The sequence below is a fragment of the Klebsiella sp. JN_Kp127 genome (genome assembly GCF_040062505.1).
GTDB lineage: Bacteria > Pseudomonadota > Gammaproteobacteria > Enterobacterales > Enterobacteriaceae > Klebsiella > Klebsiella quasipneumoniae.
This window is the reverse complement of record NZ_JBEAHS010000036.1, coordinates 46,608-66,207: the sequence shown is the minus strand read 5'-3', so window position 1 is coordinate 66,207 and position 19,600 is coordinate 46,608. Positions and strand designations below refer to the sequence as shown.

General features: G+C 58.7%; 15 protein-coding genes. 6 read left to right on the top strand and 9 right to left on the bottom strand.

Annotation, left to right across the window (positions count from 1 at the left end; translation table 11 throughout):
• The first annotated feature begins 329 nt into the window (after positions 1 to 329).
• Positions 330 to 2,720 carry a maltodextrin phosphorylase gene (gene malP / locus ABLV04_RS13300; protein ID WP_348815796.1) on the top strand — a complete coding sequence of 797 codons (2,391 nt, stop codon included), beginning with the start codon at positions 330 to 332 and terminating at the stop codon, positions 2,718 to 2,720.
• A 10-nt stretch (positions 2,721 to 2,730) separates the two neighbouring features.
• Positions 2,731 to 4,824 carry a 4-alpha-glucanotransferase gene (gene malQ / locus ABLV04_RS13295; RefSeq protein ID WP_023291208.1) on the top strand — a complete coding sequence of 698 codons (2,094 nt, stop codon included), beginning with the start codon at positions 2,731 to 2,733 and terminating at the stop codon, positions 4,822 to 4,824.
• A gap of 102 nt (positions 4,825 to 4,926) precedes the next feature.
• Here malQ and gntT read toward each other — a convergent pair whose 3' ends face one another.
• From gntT to gntX, 3 genes are all read right to left on the bottom strand, one after another.
• Positions 4,927 to 6,243, bottom strand: coding sequence for a gluconate transporter (gene gntT, locus ABLV04_RS13290; protein WP_008806999.1), 1,317 nt, complete (start codon positions 6,241 to 6,243; stop codon positions 4,927 to 4,929).
• A 336-nt stretch (positions 6,244 to 6,579) separates the two neighbouring features.
• A complete protein-coding gene (gene nfuA, locus ABLV04_RS13285) occupies positions 6,580 to 7,155 on the bottom strand; it encodes a Fe-S biogenesis protein NfuA (protein WP_004202143.1) in 576 nt (191 codons plus the stop codon).
• 58 nt (positions 7,156 to 7,213) lie between these two features.
• A complete protein-coding gene (gene gntX / locus ABLV04_RS13280) occupies positions 7,214 to 7,888 on the bottom strand; it encodes a DNA utilization protein GntX (RefSeq protein ID WP_023291207.1) in 675 nt (224 codons plus the stop codon).
• Positions 7,889 to 7,927: 39 nt separating this feature from the next.
• Between gntX and bioH the strand changes: the two genes are divergently transcribed.
• Positions 7,928 to 8,701, top strand: a complete 774-nt coding sequence (gene bioH, locus ABLV04_RS13275) for a pimeloyl-ACP methyl ester esterase BioH (protein ID WP_049013521.1) — start codon at positions 7,928 to 7,930, stop codon at positions 8,699 to 8,701.
• A 120-nt stretch (positions 8,702 to 8,821) separates the two neighbouring features.
• A complete protein-coding gene (locus ABLV04_RS13270; protein WP_004202149.1) occupies positions 8,822 to 9,091 on the top strand; it encodes a YdgH/BhsA/McbA-like domain containing protein in 270 nt (89 codons plus the stop codon).
• An 86-nt stretch (positions 9,092 to 9,177) separates the two neighbouring features.
• Here the strand turns inward: ABLV04_RS13270 and feoC are convergent, their stop codons facing one another.
• The 5 genes from feoC to greB form a co-directional block, all read right to left on the bottom strand.
• Positions 9,178 to 9,417, bottom strand: a complete 240-nt coding sequence (gene feoC / locus ABLV04_RS13265; RefSeq protein ID WP_004202151.1) for a [Fe-S]-dependent transcriptional repressor FeoC — start codon at positions 9,415 to 9,417, stop codon at positions 9,178 to 9,180.
• 9 nt (positions 9,418 to 9,426) lie between these two features.
• Positions 9,427 to 11,745 carry a Fe(2+) transporter permease subunit FeoB gene (gene feoB, locus ABLV04_RS13260; protein WP_032454235.1) on the bottom strand — a complete coding sequence of 773 codons (2,319 nt, stop codon included), beginning with the start codon at positions 11,743 to 11,745 and terminating at the stop codon, positions 9,427 to 9,429.
• A 28-nt stretch (positions 11,746 to 11,773) separates the two neighbouring features.
• Positions 11,774 to 12,001 carry a ferrous iron transporter A gene (gene feoA, locus ABLV04_RS13255; RefSeq protein WP_002920506.1) on the bottom strand — a complete coding sequence of 76 codons (228 nt, stop codon included), beginning with the start codon at positions 11,999 to 12,001 and terminating at the stop codon, positions 11,774 to 11,776.
• Between the two features lie 418 nt (positions 12,002 to 12,419).
• Positions 12,420 to 14,750: a Tex family protein gene (locus ABLV04_RS13250; RefSeq protein ID WP_048335460.1), complete on the bottom strand. Its 2,331-nt coding sequence runs from the start codon at positions 14,748 to 14,750 to the stop codon at positions 12,420 to 12,422.
• A 100-nt stretch (positions 14,751 to 14,850) separates the two neighbouring features.
• Entirely contained in the window at positions 14,851 to 15,324 is a 474-nt protein-coding gene (gene greB / locus ABLV04_RS13245) for a transcription elongation factor GreB (protein ID WP_002920503.1), read from the bottom strand.
• 227 nt (positions 15,325 to 15,551) lie between these two features.
• Here greB and ompR point away from each other — a divergent pair, with 227 nt between their 5' ends.
• Together ompR and envZ are read left to right on the top strand one after the other, a co-directional pair.
• Positions 15,552 to 16,271 carry a two-component system response regulator OmpR gene (gene ompR, locus ABLV04_RS13240; protein WP_001157751.1) on the top strand — a complete coding sequence of 240 codons (720 nt, stop codon included), beginning with the start codon at positions 15,552 to 15,554 and terminating at the stop codon, positions 16,269 to 16,271.
• On the top strand, positions 16,268 to 17,623 hold the full coding sequence (envZ, locus tag ABLV04_RS13235) for a two-component system sensor histidine kinase EnvZ (protein WP_023291203.1): 1,356 nt from the start codon (positions 16,268 to 16,270) through the stop codon (positions 17,621 to 17,623). The genes ompR and envZ overlap by 4 nt, the downstream gene beginning before the upstream one ends.
• 77 nt (positions 17,624 to 17,700) lie before the next feature.
• Here the strand turns inward: envZ and pckA are convergent, their stop codons facing one another.
• Positions 17,701 to 19,323 carry a phosphoenolpyruvate carboxykinase (ATP) gene (gene pckA / locus ABLV04_RS13230; protein WP_048335459.1) on the bottom strand — a complete coding sequence of 541 codons (1,623 nt, stop codon included), beginning with the start codon at positions 19,321 to 19,323 and terminating at the stop codon, positions 17,701 to 17,703.
• Positions 19,324 to 19,600: the final 277 nt, after the last annotated feature.

The following is a 19,600-nucleotide window of genomic DNA, read 5'->3' as shown; positions in this document are numbered from 1 at the left end:
TCTTTTTTGCGGATTAATGTGATGAAATGTGCTTATTTTCCCGGAGGTCGCAATTCATTTTTTTAATAACCAGGCGAAAGGCGGGAAGCGTTTTGCCGCGTAGTGGCCTGTAACAAATTTTTACCCTGCACAGGTGACATCTCGACTGTCATACAGCGGTGATTTTTACAGCATATTTTGGCCTTCTCACCCACACTATAGTGGCCAGGATCACACTTTTCGCTCATCCCCGGTACTCCTCCCTGTCTAATCCCCGTCGGGATGAGGACGATGAATCGGGAGGTCGGCACACTAGCGCCATCGTTTTAGTAAAGGACCCGGATCTCATTATGTCACAGACTTCATTTAACAAAGCTCAGTTTCAGGCTGCACTGACGCGTCAGTGGCAGCGTTTTGGTTTACAGTCCGCTTCCGAGATGACGCAGCGTCAATGGTGGCGCGCCGTCAGCGGAGCGCTGGCGGAACTTCTGTCGGCGCAGCCGGTGGCAAAACCAGCGCAAGGACAACGTCACGTTAACTACATCTCGATGGAGTTTCTGATTGGTCGCCTGACCGGCAACAACCTGCTCAACCTGGGCTGGTACGAGGGCGTAAGCGACGCGCTGAAAGGCTATGACGTCAACCTCACCGATCTGCTGGAAGAAGAGACCGACCCGGCGCTGGGTAACGGCGGCCTGGGCCGTCTGGCAGCCTGCTTCCTCGACTCCATGGCGACCGTGGGGCAGTCGGCGACCGGCTACGGCCTCAATTACCAGTATGGTCTGTTCCGCCAATCCTTTGACGATGGCCAGCAGAAGGAAGCCCCGGACGACTGGGGTCGCAGCAGCTACCCGTGGTTCCGCCATAACGAGGCGCTGGATGTCCAGGTCGGCATCGGCGGCAAAGTCAGCAAAAACGGCGAATGGCAGCCGGCGTTCGTCATTACCGGCGAAGCCTGGGATCTGCCGGTGCTCGGCTATCGCAACAACGTCGCCCAGCCGCTGCGTCTGTGGCAGGCCAAACACGCCCATCCGTTTAACCTGACCAAATTCAACGACGGTGATTTCCTGCGCGCCGAGCAGCAGGGCATCGACGCGGAAAAACTGACTAAGGTGCTGTACCCGAACGACAACCATCAGGCCGGTAAAAAACTGCGCCTGATGCAGCAGTACTTCCAGTGCGCCTGCTCAGTGGCCGATATCCTGCGTCGTCATCATCTGGCAGGCCGCAAGCTGGCCGAGCTGGCGGATTACGAAGTGATCCAGCTGAACGATACGCACCCGACCATCGCCATCCCGGAACTGCTGCGCGTGCTGATCGACGAGCACCAGCTGAGCTGGGACGACGCCTGGGCGATCACCAGCAAAACCTTTGCTTACACCAACCATACCCTGATGCCGGAAGCGCTGGAGTGCTGGGATGAGAAGCTGGTGAAAGCGCTGTTGCCGCGCCATATGCAGATCATCAACGCGATTAACGACAAATTTAAACTGCTGGTGGACAAAACCTGGCCGGGCGATAAGCAGGTCTGGGCGAAACTGGCGGTAGTGCATGACAAGCAGGTGCGGATGGCCAACATGTGCGTGGTGGGCGGTTTTGCCGTCAACGGCGTGGCGGCGCTGCACTCGGACCTGGTGGTGAAAGATCTGTTCCCGGAATATAACCAGCTGTGGCCGAACAAATTCCATAACGTGACCAACGGCATCACGCCGCGCCGCTGGATCAAGCAGTGCAACCCGGCGCTGGCCACGCTGCTGGATGAGACGCTGAAAAAAGAGTGGGCCAATGACCTCGACCAGCTGATCAATCTGGAAAAATACGCTGACGATGCGGCATTCCGTCAGACTTATCGCGATATCAAGCAGGCCAACAAAGTTCATCTGGCTGAGTTTGTGAAGCAACGTACCGGGATTGAGATCAACCCGCAGGCGATTTTCGACATTCAGATCAAACGCCTGCACGAGTACAAGCGTCAGCACCTCAACCTGCTGCATATCCTTGCGCTGTACAAAGAGATCCGCGAAAACCCGCAGGCCGACCGCGTTCCGCGCGTCTTCCTGTTCGGCGCGAAAGCGGCGCCGGGCTACTATCTGGCGAAAAACATTATTTTTGCCATCAACAAGGTAGCGGAAGCGATCAACAACGACCCGAAAGTCGGCGATAAGCTGAAAGTGGTCTTCCTGCCGGACTATTGTGTATCGGCTGCGGAAAAACTGATCCCGGCGGCGGATATCTCCGAGCAGATCTCCACCGCGGGCAAAGAAGCCTCTGGCACCGGCAACATGAAGCTGGCGCTGAACGGCGCGCTGACCGTCGGGACGCTGGATGGCGCCAACGTGGAAATCGCCGAGCAGGTCGGTGAAGAGAACATCTTTATCTTCGGCCACACGGTAGAAGAAGTGAAAGCCCTGAAAGCGAAAGGCTACGATCCGCTGAAATGGCGTAAAAAAGACAAACTGCTCGATGCAGTGCTTAAGGAGCTGGAGAACGGCACCTATAGCAACGGCGATAAGCATTCCTTCGACCAGATGCTGCATAGTCTGCTGCAGGGCGGCGACCCGTATCTGGTGCTGGCCGATTTCGAAGCCTACGTGGCGGCGCAAAAACGGGTAGATGAGCTGTATCGCGACCAGGAGGCCTGGACCCGCGCGACAATCCTCAACACCGCGCGCTGCGGCATGTTCAGCTCCGACCGCTCGATCCGCGATTATCAGCAACGTATCTGGCAGGCGAAACGCTAAAGGAAGGCCTATGGAGAGTAAACGCCTCGATAATGCCGCGCTGGCGGCGGGCATCAGCCCCAGCTATATCAACGCGCACGGCAAGCCGCAGTCTATCGCGGCTGTCACCAAACAGCGTCTGCTGGATGCGATGCATCGCTCAACCGCCGCCACGAAAGTGGCGGTTAACCCGCTGCCGAACGTGAAGATCTTCACCCACGGCAAAAAAATGTCGCTGCCGGTGGCAGGACGCGGTGAGTATCAGTGGATCCTGACCACTGAGGACGGTAAGCAGTATCAGGGTAAAACCCGCGGCGGCGAGACGCTGCCGCTGCCGGCCAGACTGCCGGAGGGGTATCACTCCCTGACGCTCACCCAGGAGGGGGAGCGCTGGCACTGCCGGACCATCGTCGCCCCGGCCCGCTGCTATGAGCCGCAGCCGCTGAAAGAGGGGAAAAAGCTGTGGGGCACCTGCGTGCAGCTGTATACCCTGCGTTCGGAGAAAAACTGGGGGATCGGCGATTTTGGCGATCTGCGCGCCATGCTCCCGGAAATCGCCCGCCGCGGCGGGTCGTTTATTGGCCTCAACCCGATCCATGCCCTCTATCCGGCGAACCCGGAGAGCGCCAGTCCGTATAGCCCGTCTTCACGGCGCTGGCTGAACGTCATCTACATCGACGTCAACGCGGTTGAAGATTTCCAGCGTAGCGAAGAGGCGCAGGCGTGGTGGCAGTCCGCTGCGACCCAGCAGGCCTTGCAGGCGGCGCGGCAAACGGATGATGTGGATTACACCGCCGTCACCACGCTGAAAATGACCGCGCTGCGTATGGCGTGGAAACGATTCTCCCGTCGTGAAGATGAACAGATGACGGCGTTCCGCGAGTTTGTTCTGCGCGAAGGGGAAAGCCTCTACTGGCAGGCCGCTTTCGATGCGCTGCACGCCTGGCAGGTTCAACAGGACCCGCTGCGCTGGGGCTGGCCGGCCTGGCCGAAGGCCTTTCAGGATATCGACAGCCCGGAGGTGAAAGCCTTCTGCGTCGAGCATGAGGACGATGTCAGTTTCTATCTCTGGCTGCAGTGGCTGGCCTGGAGCCAGTTTGCCGCCTGCTGGGAAACCAGCCAGCGCGACGGGATGCCGATCGGCCTCTACCGCGATCTGGCGGTGGGCGTCGCCGAAGGCGGGTCGGAGACCTGGTGCGACCGTGAGCTGTACTGTCTGAAAGCGTCCGTGGGCGCGCCGCCGGATATTCTGGGCCCGCTGGGCCAGAACTGGGGCCTGCCGCCGATGGATCCGCATATTATTGCCGCTCGCGCCTATGAGCCGTTTATCGACCTGCTGCGCGCCAATATGCAGAACTGCGGCGCGCTGCGTATCGATCACGTGATGTCGGTGCTGCGTCTGTGGTGGATCCCCTATGGTGAAACCGCCGACCATGGCGCTTACGTTCAGTATCCCGTCGACGATCTGCTGTCGCTTCTGGCGCTGGAAAGCCAGCGTCATCGCTGCATGGTGATCGGCGAAGATCTGGGCACGGTACCGGTGGAGATCGTCAGCAAGTTACGCAACAGCGGCGTCTATTCGTATAAGGTGCTCTATTTTGAGAGTGATGCAGAGAAAACGTTCCGCGCGCCGGCGCTGTACCCGGAGCAATCAATGGCTGTGGCGACGACGCACGACCTGCCCACCCTCCGCGGCTACTGGGAAAGCGGCGATCTGACGTTAGGCAAAGCGCTGGGTCTCTATCCTGATGAGGTGGTGCTGCGCGGGCTGTACCAGGACCGTGAGCTGGCGAAGCAAGGGCTGCTGGATGCGCTGCATAAGTACGGCTGTCTGCCCAAGCGTGCCGGCCATAAGGCCTCCCTGATGAGCATGACGGGGATCCTCAACCGGGGGATGCAACGTTATATTGCCGACAGCAACAGCGCCCTGCTGGGCCTGCAGCCGGAAGACTGGCTGGAGATGGCGTCGCCGGTCAATATTCCGGGCACCAGCACTGAGTACCCAAACTGGCGCCGGAAGCTGTCCGTCACCCTTGAGCAGATGTTTGCCGATGAACAGGTCAATAAGCTGATTAAGGATCTGGATAAACGGCGCAAGGCGGCGAGCAAAAAAGCCGCCTCCTGATGACTCCCCGCCGCGCACACCTCAGCGCGGCGAAGAGTATGTCCGATAAAAAAGGCCGGTCCGCATCATGCGGACCGGCCTTTTTCTATGGCGGGAGTAACCTTACACCACCATCCCCAGCAGCAGACAGCCTACCAGGCCGCAGACCGAGATAATGGTTTCCAGCACCGACCAGGACCTGATGGTCTCGCCAATGGTCAGGTTAAAGTACTCTTTGAACAGCCAGAAGCCCGGATCGTTCACGTGGGAGAAGATAACGCTGCCGGAGCCGACCGCGATAACCATCAGCTCCGGGCTGACGCCGGTGGTGGCGATCAGCGGCGCGGCGATCCCGCCCGCGGTGATGGCGGCAACGGTCGCCGAACCCAGCGCGATACGCAGCACCGCGGCGATGGACCAGGCCATAAACAGCGGAGACATATTCGATTCGTGCATGATAGAAGCGATATATTTATCCATGCCGCTATCCACCAGCACCTGTTTGAAGGCGCCGCCGCCGCCGATGATCAACAGCATCATGGCGATGATTTTAATCGAAGAGGTCAGGGTATCGTTGATCTGCTCCATGGAGCGGCCGCGGTTCAAACCGAAGGTGAACAGCGCGATCAGTACCGCAATCAGGGTGGCCATGACCGGGTCGCCGAAGAACTCGGCAATCGGCAGGAAGGCGTGGCCCTTCGGCAGGATCATCTCGGCAACGGCGCGCATCGCCATCAGGATCACCGGAACCAGCGAGGTCCAGACGCTGACGCCAAAGCCAGGCATCTCTTCTTCAGTGAACACTTTCGGGTTATGCAGGCCTTCCGGGATCGGCTTATCAATGCCTTTCAGGAATCGGGCGAAAACCGGGCCGGCGAGAATAACCGTCGGGATAGCCAGAATGGTGCCGTAGAGCAGCGTTTTACCCATATCGGCGTGGAAGATGGTGGCGATCGCGGTCGGACCCGGGTGCGGCGGCAGGAAGCCATGGGTGACGGAGAGCGCGGCGGCCATCGGTACGCCGACGTACAGCAGCGGAATACGGGCCGAGGCGGCGATGGTAAACACCAGCGGCAGCATCAGCACGAAGCCCACCTCATAGAACAGGGCGAAACCGACGGTGAAGCCGGTCAGGACCACGGCCCATTGAATATGCTTCTTACCGAATTTATTGATAAGCGTGGTGGCGATACGCTGCGCGCCGCCGCAGTCTGCCAGCAGCTTACCGAGCATAGCGCCGAAGCCCATGATCAGCGCGAGGCTGCCAAGGGTACCGCCGACGCCGTTCTTGATGGAGACGATCACTTTATCCAGCGGCATACCCTGCATTAATCCGACGGCGAGCGCCACCAGAACCAGCGCAATGAAGCCGTTCATTTTGAAACGGATCATTAACAGCAATAACAGGGCAACCCCGATAGCAACGATGATTAATGGCATGATTTACCTGGCCTTAATTTGTTATGGGTAACGTCAAAGTTTCAACCTTTACAACATTCGCTCCGTCAGGGAGCAAAATAGTCTGGCACCGTAAACGCTTGCATTATCCTTACCCAGAGAAAGGATAGCTGGCTATTTTTTTGCCGGTGGCGCCTGAAGGGGATGATACGGGTAACATGTGAGGGTTGAGAATCACCTGGCGGGGGAAAATGTTAAATATGAGACTTAAGTCATACTCTTTCCCCGGTTTTTGCCGGTCGTGTAGCGGGAGATGTTGCGCGGTAACACAGAAAGGAGAAAGGAGAGCCGGCGACAGGCTGCCGCCGGAGGGAAGGCTTAGTAGTAGGAGTGCTCGCCGCGCTGGTGCTCGGTCAGATCGCGAACCCCTTTCAGCTCCGGAAACTCGTTCAGCAGCTGTTTTTCAATACCTTCTTTCAGGGTCACGTCGACCATCGAGCAGCCGTTGCATCCGCCGCCGAACTGCAGGATAGCCAGACCGTCGTCGGTGATCTCCATCAGCGACACGCGGCCGCCGTGCCCGGCCAGCTGCGGGTTAATCTGCGACTGCAGCAGGTACTCGACGCGCTCCATCAGCGGGGCATCGTCAGCGACTTTGCGCATTTTGGCGTTCGGCGCTTTCAGGGTCAGCTGCGAGCCAAGCTGGTCGGTGACGAAATCAATTTCAGCGTCTTCCAGATAGGGCGCGCTGAGCTCATCGACATAGGCGGTCAGCTGTTCAAATTTCAGCGCCGTGTCGGTGTCTTCCACCGCATCCGGTGGGCAGTAGGATACGCCGCACTCAGCGTTTGGGGTGCCGGGATTAATCACAAATACGCGAATTTGCGTCCCTTCTTCCTGATTTGCCAGCAGTTTGGCAAAGTGCGCTTGTGCAGCATCGGAAATACGGATCATAGCGTTGGCCTAATAGTTGACTATTTTACTGGGTTATAATACCCCCATCAGCGGGGGTCTACAAGGTACGGCATACACACCATACCTGAACCGTCGCGGCGCCGTTTCGCAAAAGCAGGCGGGATATCTCGGCGACGGTGCTGCCGGTCGTGACGACATCATCCACCAGAGCGATATGGAGTCCCTGCACGGCAAATTCAAGCTGAAAGGCATTTTTCAGGTTCTGCCTGCGCAGGCGGGCATTAAGCGAATGCTGCACGGCGCCCGCTCGCTGGCGCGTCAGGCCGTCGCGACGCCAGACGCACCCACGCCAGCGGGCTAACGGTCGGCACAGCTCATCGCACTGATTATAACCCCGGCGCCAGCGGCGGCGATGCCCCAGCGGCACGCCGACCAGCGCGTCTACCGGCGGCAAATCGTCACGCTGTTTAAGGCGCAGCAGCAGCAGGCGCGCCAGGGCGGGGCCCAGTTCCGGACGATGGTGAAACTTCAGCTGCCGCACCAGATCGCTCAGCGGCGGACGATAGTCATTGACCGCCACCATCCGATGCCAGGGAGGCGGCTTTTGCAGGCAGCGGCCGCAGGGATGCCGGGACATTGCCGACGGCAGGCCGCATTGCGGGCAGAGCGGGGGGCAGGCGAGCAGGGCGCGGCTGCAGCGAGAGCAGATCCCCCAGCGGGCGACCGCCAGCGGCATTTGGCATAGCCAGCATAAGCTGTGTGCTGTTAGCATATTTGGCCTTCTGTACAGTAAAAAAGAGAACGGTAACGGATGAACGACATCTGGTGGCAAACAATCGGCGAAGGTGATTGTCATCTTGTGCTGCTGCACGGTTGGGGGCTGAACGCTCAGGTCTGGGATTGCATCACGCCGCAGCTGGCTTCGCATTTTACCCTTCACCTGGTGGACCTGCCGGGCTATGGCCGTAGCGGCGGGTTTGGGGCGATGTCGCTAGAGGCGATGGCGCAGCGGGTGCTTGAGCAGGCTCCGCCTCAGGCGGTGTGGCTGGGCTGGAGCCTGGGCGGGCTGGTGGCCAGCCAGATAGCGATAAGGTGCCCGCAACGGGTGCAGGCGCTGGTAACGGTCGCTTCTTCCCCCTGTTTCGCGGCCCATGAGGACTGGCCGGGCATCAAGCCGGAGGTGCTGGCCGGGTTTCAGCAGCAGCTGAGCGAGGATTTCCAGCGTACCGTCGAGCGGTTCCTCGCCCTGCAAACCATGGGAACGGAGAGCGCCCGTCAGGATGCGCGGGCGTTAAAGCAGGCGGTGCTCTCGCTGCCGATGCCTTCCGCTGAGGCGCTGAACGGCGGTCTGGAGATCCTCAGAACCGTCGATCTGCGTCAGGCGCTGGTCGGACTGCCGATGCCGTTTCTGCGGCTGTACGGTCGGCTGGACGGGCTGGTGCCGCGCAAGATTGTCCCGCTGCTGGATAAGCTATGGCCGGAAAGTGAGTCCATTCTCTTTGACAAGGCAGCGCATGCGCCGTTTGTTTCCCATCCCGCAGCCTTCTGCGAGCCGCTGCTGGCGTTGAAAAAACGGCTGGGGTAATTTTTTTTGCCGCGCCATGGTAAAAGGGCCATTCACAGCAATACTTAGGTTGTTACGGTGGTTGATTATTTCATTCCGCCACCGTGACCTAAAATAACAACCTAATGGAGAGTAGAGGCTATGAAACTTGTTACAGGAATGGTTGCATCTCTGGTGATTGGCTGTCTGTCTTTTGGCGCATTCGCAGCGAAAGAGATCCAAAAAGAGGACGTGGCGAAGATGAATCTGACCAAGGTCGGCAGCATCACGACCTCAAGGACGACCTCGCCGATGGACGCCCGACGCGATCTGTCGAAAAAAGCCGATGAGCTGGGTGGAAAATACTTTGTGGTGATTGCCGGGCAGAAAAACGAAAAAACCGTTCACGCTAACGCTGACGTGTATAAATAATCCAGTCATAAAAACGGGCCTGCTGGCCCGTTTTTCCCTGCCGTCGCACTCGTTTTATCCCGTGGCGCTGGCAGGCCTTACTCCCTTCATCGCAGCGCCCACCACTCCTGCTGGCACGCCGCTTTCCCTTCAGGACAGCTTTTACAGCTGCCGGAGAGACAGCCCTCGCTGGTTTCGCTGATCCGTACCACCTTACCCATGGCTTCCATGCGTTCGAGCATGGCGTCAATCAACGGCTGAGGCGTCCGCAGGCGGGCGCTGAGCTGTTTCGCCTCCATGCGGCCCTGCAGGGCCAGCATATCGCGGACTTCCATTAACGACGCCACAGATCCTCCTTAGTGGCAATCGCCAGCCGGGCTGGAACAGCAGGAGGCCGGCGTTTTCCGGGTGGCCAGCAGCGAGACGTCAACCCGGCTGCGCGCCCGACGCAGCAGACCGAAGAGCACCACGTTGAACAATATCACCGCCAGGATACACACCAGGCTGTAGCGCGGATGGTCGCTAAAGCTGACGGTCTGGTAGTAGAGCGTCGAGAGCGAATAGGCGATATTCAGTCCCCACAGAATGGAGAAGGTCATCCAGCCGCGGCTCGATTCGCGGGCGATGGCCCCCATCACCGAGATGCAGGGGATATAGAGAAGAACGAAGATCAGGTAGCTGTAAGCCGCCGCGGCGCTGCCAAATTTACTGCCCATCACGCCCATCGCGCCGGTGGCCATTTCGCCATCGCCTTTGCTGGCTTCGATGGGGTTGGCCAGGACGCTGAGGCTGAAGGTGTCTTTCAGTCCCTGCCATGTTTCGTCGACAGCGGCCAGCAGTTCCTCGCCGAGGCTGAAGGTCTGCGGATTGAACTCCTCGTTCTGGATATCTTCGGCGGTATAGAGGGTGTTCAGCGTACCGACCACCACCTCCTTCGCCATTGCGCCGGTAAACAGGCCCACGGTGGCCTGCCAGTTATCTTCATGCACGCCGATCGGCTTAAACAGCGGAGTAATGACCCGGCTCACCGAGGCCAGCGCGGAGTCGTTGATGTTGTCGACGACCTTACCGCTCAGCGAGAAGCTGTTCAGCGCGCTGAGGAAGATGCTGACAATGACGATCACCTTCCCGGCGCGCAGCACAAAGCCTTTCAGGCGCTGCCAGGTCTGGATAATCAGGCTCTTAATATGCGGGACGTGGTACACCGGCAGCTCCATCACGAACGGCGAGGCTTCGCCGCGCATAATGGTGTGCTTCAGCATCAGGCCGGTGAGAATGGCCATCACAATGCCCAGCACGTAGAGCGAGAAGACCGCCAGCGCGCCGTTCTGACCAAAGAAGGCGGCCGCGAAGACGGCGAAGATCGCCAGCCGCGCGCCGCAGGACATAAACGGCGCCATCATAATGGTCATCAGACGTTCGCGCGGGGCGTCGAGGGTGCGGGCGCCCATCACCGACGGCACGTTGCAGCCGAAACCGACAATCAACGGGACAAAGGATTTCCCCGGCAGGCCGAGAGCTTGCATCAGGCGGTCCATGACAAAGGCGGCGCGCGCCATGTAGCCGGAGTCCTCGAGGAAGGAGAGGAACAGATACATCATGCCGATCTGCGGCACCAGCGGCAGTACGGTGTTGATACCGCCGCCGATCCCCTGGGCGAGGAAGACGGTCAGCCAGTCCGGGAAGTGCAGGGTGTAACCCAGCCATTGAATACCGTGAATAAAGACCGCGACCGAGCCGGCGTCGAAAATCGGCTGCAGCGCGCCGCCGATGTTGATGGCCAGCAGGAACATCAGGTACATAACAAAGAGAAAAATCGGCAACCCGAGGAAGCGGTTGAGGATCACTTTGTCCATCGCCGCGGTGAAGCGGCTTGGCTCGGCGGTCAGGGTGTTACTGACGGCGTCGCAAATGGCGGCGATGGTCTGATAGCGCGCGTCAGCGATATGCAGAGCCGGGTCGTCGATCTCGTCGCTGAGATTCGCCAGGGCGATATCCAGTTTATCGGCGGCGTCGCCGGCATAGGCCCGGCTGTAGATGTCGCCCTCTAGCATCTGCAGACCGAGCCAGCGCCGCTGCCGGGCCGGGATCTGCGCTGACATCTGCTGCGCCAGCAGGTCGGCTTCGCGCAGCAGCGGCTGTGGATAGTGGACCAGCTCGATATCGCTGTTCGCCTGATGACGGTCGAGGGCAATCTTCAGCGCTTCGATCCCGCGTCCGCGGGTCGAAACCAGCGGAATGACCGGGCAGCCGAGGCGTGCGGCGAGGGCATCGATATCGATACGCACCTGCTGCTTTTCGGCAATATCCAGCATGTTCAGCGCCACGACGCAGGGGATCCCCAGCTCGAGCAGCTGCAGCGTCAAATAGAGGTTTCGCTCGAGGTTGGAGGCGTCGACCACGTTAATCAGCATGTCGGCGTCGCCGCTGAGGATGTAGTGGCAGGCGATCTGCTCGTCCAGCGAGGTTTGCGAAGAGATGGTGGTCAGAGAGTAGGTTCCCGGGAGGTCGACCAGCGTGACCTGGTGGTCAGTGGTGGCGAACACGCCCTCTTTACGCTCAACGGTGACCCCGGCCCAGTTGCCCACGCGCTGGCGGGCGCCGGTCAGCTGATTAAACAGGGTAGTCTTGCCGGAATTAGGATTACCAATTAAACCAACGGTTAATTTTTTCATATTTCAAACTCTTGTGCCGGGTCAGCCGTTATTGTGCAACCGCTTCCAGTTCGATTAAGGCGAGATCTTTTTTGCGTAATACCAGACTGACGCGTCGGGTTTCAATATGAACAGGATCGCCGAGCGGCGCCACGCGCACCACATGAAAAGAGGATCCGGGCAGCATGCCGAGGGAGAGCAATTTCTGACGGTATGCTGGGCTAATATCGCGGGAAAATCCGGTAATTTTCCACGCACTATCAGGTGTGAATTGCATAGGGCCTACTTGTCTATCGCTAACCGAAGAAGAATTTTCCGGACGCCTGGAGGCAGTTGCGCCGGGGACCGTAGCCAACGAAAAAGAAAAAACATTCTGCAAGCGATGATAATGAGAATGGTTTTTATCATCAATACATATGATGCGCTTTATGCCATTTTTAAAGTGAAATTCACCTTTTTATTGATATGCCGCAAAGTCCGCCTGTGATCGAAAATATGCGAAATATTATTTCGTCGCTCTAATGTTTAATTAAGGTTTCTTAAGTTAACGAAATGAAAATATTAATTTCGCTATCTACCCGGCGCGGAATAAATGCAGGTTATCAGAAATAACTGAGAGCCATTTGCGCGAAAAAGCGGCTATAGGTCAGTGACAATGAAAAGGAAAACTGCCCCTGAAAAGGGGCAGGGAGGGATTAGCGTTTTTTACCCATCGCCGCGGCGAGGGCATCCATCATCGCGCTGTTGCCGGCAGGCTGCGCGTCGCGACCGCGGGGTTTGGCGGCTTTCGCGGCCGGGCGATTGCCCTGCGGGCGATCCTGACCGCCGCCGCGGCGGGCGTTGCTGTCGCCCGGCTGCTCGTCGAGACGCATGGTCAGGGCGATACGCTTACGCGGCAGATCGACTTCCATGACCTTGACCTTCACGATGTCGCCCGCTTTCACCACCGTATGCGGGTCTTCAACGAACTTGTTCGAAAGGGAAGAGATATGCACCAGGCCGTCCTGGTGAACGCCGATATCAACAAACGCGCCGAAGTTGGTGACGTTGGTCACCGCGCCTTCGAGGATCATCCCCGGCAGCAGGTCGTTCATAGTCTCCACGCCGTCGGCGAACTGAGCGGTTTTGAACTCAGGACGCGGGTCGCGGCCCGGTTTTTCCAGCTCTTTGATAATGTCGGAAACCGTCGGCACGCCAAATTTATCATCGGTGAAATCGACGGCTTTCAGGTTCCGTAGCTCGCTGCTGTTGCCCATCAGATCTTTCAGCGCCTGCTGAGTCGCCGCCAGAATGCGCTCGACCACCGGATAGGCTTCCGGGTGAACGGTGGAGGCGTCCAGCGGGTTGTCGCCGTGGTTGATACGCAGGAAGCCGGCGCACTGTTCAAAGGCTTTCGGCCCCAGACGGCTGACCTTCAGCAGCTGCTGACGGTTCTGGAACTGGCCGTTCTCGTCGCGCCAGGCGACGATGTTCTGCGCCATCATGCGGGTCAGGCCGGCAACGCGGGTCAGCAGCGGCACGGAGGCGGTGTTCAGGTCAACGCCGACGGCGTTCACGCAGTCTTCCACCACCGCGTCCAGCTTACGCGCCAGCTGGGTCTGGCTGACATCATGCTGATACTGACCGACGCCGATGGATTTCGGGTCGATTTTCACCAGCTCGGCCAGAGGATCCTGCAGACGGCGGGCGATGGAGACCGCGCCGCGCAGCGACACGTCGAGGTCCGGGAACTCCTGCGCCGCCAGCTCGGAGGCGGAGTAAACGGAAGCCCCGGCTTCGCTGACGATCACCTTCTGGGCGGTGACCTTCGGGAACTGCTTCTGCACGTCGAGGAAGAAACGCTCGGTTTCACGCGAGGCGGTACCGTTGCCGATGGCCACCAGCTCAACGTTGTATTTCTCACACAGCGCGGCGACGGCGACGGCCGCTTTGGCGGCCTGGCCGGTGTGGGGGTAAATGGTGTCCGTCGCCACCAGTTTGCCGGTACCGTCAACTACGGCCACTTTCACCCCGGTGCGCAGGCCCGGGTCAAGGCCCATGGTGGCGCGCAGCCCGGCGGGCGCGGCCATCAGCAGGTCGTGCAGGTTGCGGGCGAAGACGTTAATGGCTTCGTCTTCGGCGCGCTCGCGCACGGTGCCCATCAGCTCGGTTTCGAGGTGCATCAGGACTTTGATCCGCCAGGTCCAGCTGACGACGCCTTTACGCCAGCTGTCCGCCGGGGCGTTGTTCAGGCGCAGGCCCAGGTGGTCGATAATAATCTGCTCGCCGTGGCTCTCTTTCGGCGGCTCGTCAAACTGCGGGTCGGCGTTTAAAGAGAGCTGCAGGACGCCTTCATTGCGGCCGCGGAACATCGCCAGCGCACGATGCGACGGCACGGCGGCGATCGGTTCGTGGTGATCGAAGTAGTCGCGGAATTTGGCGCCTTCCTCTTCTTTGCCGCTGACGACGGTGGAGACCAGGTGGGCGTTTTTCCACAGATAGTCACGGACCTTCGCCAGCAGCGCGGCGTCTTCGGCAAAACGCTCCATCAGAATATAGCGCGCGCCATCCAGCGCCGCTTTGCTGTCGGCCACGCCTTTATCGGCGTCAATATATTTTGCGGCTTCCGTTTCCGGATCGTGGGACGGTTCGTTCCACAGCAGGTCAGCCAGCGGCTCCAGCCCGGCTTCGATGGCGATCTGTCCGCGGGTACGGCGCTTCGGCTTGTACGGCAGGTAGAGGTCTTCCAGTTCGGTTTTGCTGAGCGTGGTATTGATGGCTTTTTCCAGCGCGTCGGTCAGTTTGCCCTGTTCAGCGATGGATTTGAGGATCGCCTGACGACGGTCTTCGAGTTCGCGCAGGTAGCCGAGGCGGGTTTCCAGATTACGCAGCTGCGTGTCATCCAGACCGCCGGTGACTTCTTTACGATATCGTGCAATAAACGGCACGGTGTTCCCTTCATCAAGCAGGCGAACGGCAGCTTCTACCTGTTCGGCTCTGGCCTGAAGTTCACCCGCAATAATGCGGCAGAGCGAATCATTCATCATGGCTTTTAATTCATCTTTAGGGTCAAAAAACAGGGACTAGTTATACGGACTGGCGGCTGAAAATGCCAGCCGCGCCCGGCGTCTCTCGGAAAGTTCTTGTCTATTTTACGTATTCGATCTCGTTGACATACCAGCTGGCTTCCCCCGCCGGCGTGTTAACGATGGCCAGATCGCCGACCTCTTTTTTTAACAGCGCGCGCGCCATCGGCGAGTCGATGGAGATATAGTCTTTGCGGCCAAAAATTTCATCGTAACCGACGATGCGAAAGCGCTTGATATCGCCTTCATCGTTTTCAATTTCTACCCAGGCGCCGAAGAAGACTTTGCCCTCCTGCTGCGGGGAGTAATCGACGATCTTTAACTGTTCCAGACATTTGGTCAGATAGCGGACCCGGCGATCGATCTCGCGCAGGCGCTTTTTGTTGTACTGGTAATCCGCGTTCTCGCTGCGGTCGCCAAGGCTGGCGGCCCAGGTCACCTTTTTGGTCACTTCCGGGCGCTCCTGGCGCCACAGGTAGTCCATCTCCTGCTTCAGTTTTTCATATCCCTCGCGGGTGATCAGCGGCGTTTTCATCGTGAGTTCAACCTTCTGACAGTCTGTCGTTGCGCACAATTTGTAGCGCGCAATAATACCGACAGGATAAATACTGTGTCTTATGATTAAATGTATACTTAACCTGCTGTTAAATATGCTTTGTAACAATTTAGCCTGGAATGTATACCAGATTTAGCTGGTGAGCGCGCCGGGCTTTTTTGAGAATACGCACTGACTATTGCAGTGAACCTTTGGGAGTACAAACAATGCAAGAGAATTATAAGATTCTGGTTGTGGATGACGACATGCGCCTGCGTGCGCTGCTCGAACGTTATCTGACCGAGCAGGGCTTCCAGGTTCGTAGCGTGGCGAACGCCGAACAGATGGATCGTCTGTTAACCCGCGAATCCTTCCACCTGATGGTGCTGGATCTGATGCTGCCCGGGGAAGATGGACTCTCGATTTGCCGCCGTCTGCGCAGCCAGAGCAACCCGATGCCGATCATTATGGTGACGGCGAAAGGCGAAGAGGTCGATCGGATCGTGGGCCTGGAGATCGGGGCTGACGACTATATTCCGAAGCCGTTCAACCCGCGCGAACTGCTGGCCCGCATCCGCGCGGTGCTGCGCCGTCAGGCGAACGAGCTGCCGGGCGCGCCGTCGCAGGAAGAGGCGGTTATCGCCTTTGGTAAATTCAAACTGAACCTGGGCACCCGCGAAATGTTCCGTGAAGACGAGCCGATGCCGTTGACCAGCGGCGAGTTCGCGGTCCTGAAGGCGCTGGTTAGCCATCCTCGTGAGCCGCTGTCGCGCGATAAGTTAATGAACCTCGCTCGCGGCCGCGAATACTCTGCGATGGAGCGTTCCATCGACGTACAGATCTCCCGCCTGCGCCGCATGGTGGAAGAGGACCCGGCGCATCCGCGCTATATCCAGACCGTCTGGGGTCTGGGCTACGTCTTCGTCCCGGACGGTTCTAAGGCATGAAACGCGTGCGCTTTTCGCCGCGCAGCTCCTTTGCTCGCACGCTGCTCCTGATCGTCACCTTGCTGTTCGTCAGCCTGGTGACGACCTATCTGGTGGTACTGAATTTCGCGATCCTGCCGAGCCTCCAGCAGTTTAATAAAGTATTGGCCTACGAAGTGCGTATGCTGATGACCGATAAGCTGCAGCTGGAGGATGGCACCCAACTGGTGGTGCCCCCGGCGTTTCGTCGTGAAATTTATCGCGAGCTGGGGATTTCGCTCTATTCCAATGAAGCGGCGGAAGACGCAGGCCTGCGCTGGGCGCAGCATTATGAATTCTTGAGCCAGCAGATGGCTCATCAACTTGGCGGCCCCACTGAGGTGCGGGTGGAGGTCAATAAAAGCTCCCCCGTGGTGTGGCTGAAGACCTGGCTGTCGCCCAATATCTGGGTGCGGGTGCCGCTGACCGAGATCCATCAGGGCGACTTCTCGCCGCTGTTCCGCTATACCCTGGCGATCATGCTGCTGGCGATAGGCGGCGCCTGGCTGTTTATCCGAATTCAGAACCGCCCGCTGGTGGATCTGGAGCATGCGGCGCTGCAGGTCGGGCGCGGCATTATCCCGCCGCCGCTGCGCGAGTACGGCGCCTCTGAGGTGCGATCGGTGACCCGCGCCTTCAACCACATGGCCGCGGGCGTGAAGCAGCTGGCCGACGACCGTACGCTGCTGATGGCCGGGGTCAGCCATGATTTACGTACTCCGCTGACCCGCATTCGTCTGGCCACCGAGATGATGGGCGAGCAGGACGGCTATCTCGCGGAGTCGATCAACAAAGATATCGAAGAGTGCAATGCCATCATCGAGCAGTTTATCGACTACCTGCGCACCGGGCAGGAGATGCCGCTGGAGCTGGCGGATCTGAATGCGGTGCTGGGGGAAGTGATCGCTGCGGAGAGCGGCTATGAGCGGGAGATCGCCACCGCCCTGCAGGCCGGCGAAATTCCGGTACGCATGCATCCTCTGTCTATCAAGCGCGCGCTGGCGAATATGGTGGTCAACGCGGCCCGCTATGGCAATGGCTGGATCAAGGTCAGCAGCGGCAGCGAAGCGAGCCGGGCGTGGTTCCAGGTTGAAGATGACGGACCGGGGATTAAACCTGAGCAGCGGGAGCACCTGTTTCAGCCGTTTGTGCGCGGCGACAGCGCCCGCAGCACCAGCGGAACCGGGCTGGGGCTGGCGATTGTTCAGCGTATTATCGACAATCACAACGGCCGGCTGGAGATTGGCTCCAGCGAACGCGGCGGGTTACTGATCCGCGCCTGGCTGCCGGTGCACCGGGTGCTGACGCCGATGAAACCGGCCAAAGAGAGCTGATCGCGCCCGCGGTTGGCTGGTCAAAACGCTGCGCAATAAAAAGCCGGGCAAGCCCGGCTTTTTCATCTCTGCGTCCGTTAGCGCTGCGGCCCTGCCGCCACCAGCGCGGCGCCCGCTGGCGTATCGGTATACTTCTCAAAGTTCTCAATAAACAGCTTCGCCAGCTGGTCGGCTTTTTCCTGCCACTGCTCCGGGGAACCATAGGTGCTGCGCGGATCGAGGATCTGGGTATCCACGCCCGGGAGCGCCGTCGGGATCTGCAGATTAAACATCGGCAGGGTAAAGGTCTCCGCGTTGTCCAGCGAGCCATTGAGGATGGCGTCGATGATGGCGCGGGTATCTTTAATCGAGATGCGCTTGCCGGTGCCGTTCCAGCCGGTATTGACCAGATAAGCCTGCGCGCCAGCCGCCTGCATACGTTTGACCAGCACTTCGGCGTACTGCGTCGGGTGCAGCGACAGGAAGGCGGCGCCGAAGCAGGCGGAGAAGGTTGGCGTGGGTTCGGTCACGCCGCGCTCGGTGCCGGCCAGTTTGGCGGTAAACCCGGACAGGAAATGGTACTGCGTCTGATCGGCGGTCAGGCGGGAGACCGGCGGCAGTACGCCGAACGCATCGGCCGTCAGGAAGATCACTTTGGTGGCGTGACCCGCTTTGGAGACCGGTTTGACGATATTATCGATATGGTCGATGGGGTAGGAGACGCGGGTGTTTTCGGTTTTTGAACCGTCATCGAAATCGATTGTGCCGTCGGCGCGCACCACCACGTTTTCCAGCAGGGCGTTGCGGCGGATGGCGTGATAGATATCCGGCTCGGCCGCTTCAGAGAGCTTGATGGTCTTGGCGTAGCAGCCCCCTTCGAAGTTAAACACCCCATCGTCATCCCAGCCATGTTCGTCATCGCCAATCAGGCGGCGTTTCGGATCGGTGGAAAGGGTGGTTTTGCCGGTGCCTGAGAGGCCGAAGAAAATGGCGACATCGCCTTTCTCGCCGACGTTGGCAGAACAGTGCATGGAGGCGATGCCCTTCAGCGGCAGCAGGTAGTTCATGATCGAGAACATCCCTTTCTTCATTTCGCCGCCGTACCAGGTGCCGCCGATCAGCTGAATGCGCTCGGTGAGGTTGAAAGCGATGAAGTTTTCCGAATTCAGGCCCTGCTCTTTCCACTGCGGGTTGGTGCACTTCGCACCGTTCATCACGATGAAGTCGGGCGCGAATTCCGCCAGCTCTTCGTCGCTCGGGCGAATGAACATGTTTTTCACGAAGTGCGCCTGCCAGGCCACTTCGGTAATGAAACGTACGCTGAGACGGGTATCGGCGTTAGCGCCGCAGAAGGCGTCGACGATAAACAGGCGTTTACCGGACAGCTGCTGTGTCACCAGCCCTTTCAGATGCTGCCAGGTTTCCTGCGAAAGCGGCTTGTTGTCGTTTTTACCCTTGCCTTTATCGGACCACCAGACGGTATCGCGGGTGGTGGTGTCGCGCACGAGGTACTTATCTTTCGGAGAACGACCGGTAAAAATGCCCGTGTCGACGGCGATAGCACCCAGACTGGTTAATACGCCACGTTCGTAGCCTTCCAGGTTGGGGTCGAGCTCTTCCTGAAACAACATGTCGTAGCTGGGGTTGTGGACGATATCCTGAACGTCATTGATACCATAAGCCTTGAGATCCTGCGGGGTTAAACCATGATTAACGCGCATGTCACTGCTCCTTAGCCAAGATGTACTGCTGTAAATTGTAGGGTTTATTACCGGGTATTGACCGCGACCAGGCTCATAGATTTACGTATCTCGACATTCCGCAGAATGACGAAAAAAACGGTGACTCCTGTCACGAAGTGAAGTGGATTATCTCAGGAAATGGCCGGATGGTGGGGTTAGATGTTTCTCAATGGTTAAAAAGTAATTAAAAAAACTGCTGAAATGTGAATGTAATCGCTTTCCTGGAATAAAATTACGTAACTCTTTCAGCGAGAAT